A 1,387-nucleotide genomic window follows, 5' to 3' on the forward strand; every position below is an offset into this window, starting at 1 on the left:
AAACAATTATGGAACTTAGGCATCCGGGATCGAAAGGTCCTATCTTGCATTTCCAAAATGCTAAAAGCAGAAATTGATATGGAAGGAATACCATCAAAAGGTGTACCACAAGGTGGTATTCTATCGACAATATTATCGAACATTGTACTAAATGATTTAGACCAGTGGGTTGCAGGACAATGGGAATTCTTTCCCCTCTCGAGAAACTATAAATCTAAAGCCGGAGAAAGATATGCTAAAAAACGTACAAACCTCAAAGAAGGGTATCTCGTCCGCTATGCGGACGACTTTAAAATTCTCTGTCGAGATGGGAAGACGGCTCAAAGATGGTATCACGCAGTTAGGTTATACTTAAAAGAACGTTTAAAACTAGATATATCACCTGAAAAATCTCAAATTGTAAATTTACGAAAACGAGAAACAGAATTCTTAGGATTCACAATTAGGGCAGATGTTAAGGGGAAGAAAAGAGTTGCCCATACAGGAATTAAACAAAGAAAATGGAAGAAACTCAAGGAACAAGCTAAGATGCACATCCAAAGAATCAAAGATTCTCCCACCATCCAAAATGCCCTACGTTTTAATAGTTTTGTTTTAGGTATTCACAACTACTTCAACCGAGCTACACATGTAAATCCAGAATTCTCGCGTCTTGCCTACGAATTAAAAGCCTTTCTGTACAATCGCCTTCGTTCTGTTGGGAAATATGGACATCCAGTTAACCCTACTTCAACCTATAAGAAGTTTTATAGTTTAGGATTTAAAACGTTCAAAATTGCCACTGTTCACCTATTCCCTATTGGGAATGTTAAAACAGTTAATGCGCTGAACTTTAGTCCAACGCTATCCCTTTTTACAGAAGAAGGCAGAAAGAAAGTCTATGACAAATTAAAGCCAAATATCGAGACTGAAATCAGCGTACTAATGAATGCGTCTATACCAGAGCGAACAGTTGAGTATTTGGATAATCGAATCAGTCGTTTCAGTATGAAAATGGGGAAATGTGAAATCACAGGTTGGGATTTAAGAGCCTACGATGTTCAGTGTCATCATTTTGTGCCACAACATCTTGGAGGTTCCGATACATTCAATAACCTTCGCATTCTCCATAAGGACATACATCGGCTTATTCACCGTAAAGACAATGAAATGATTGTATCAGAAATACAAAAATTCGGTTTAAACAAATCTATGATAAAGAGACTGAACCAATACAGAATAAAATGTGGGCTTAAAACGGTAGAATCATCTCACGTTGAAAAGTAACGAAGAACTTATAATCTAGTATACATCGGTAGATGGACCGCCGAATGCTGGGAAACTAGCACGTTCGGTGCGGAGCAGGGGAAAAGCTGGAGATAACTTCAAATGCTTACCTATTGCTAAC

General features: G+C 38.0%; 1 protein-coding gene. It reads left to right on the forward strand.

Annotated features, from left to right (window positions below; all coding sequences use genetic code 11):
• On the forward strand, positions 1–1,266 hold a 1,266-nt coding region (locus tag ACQCT8_RS18905), incomplete at its 5' end, for a reverse transcriptase domain-containing protein (protein WP_426873693.1).
• Between the last annotated feature and the right edge of the window lie 121 nt (positions 1,267–1,387).

Source organism: Jeotgalibacillus proteolyticus (assembly GCF_050107735.1).
GTDB lineage: Bacteria > Bacillota > Bacilli > Bacillales > Jeotgalibacillaceae > Jeotgalibacillus > Jeotgalibacillus proteolyticus_A.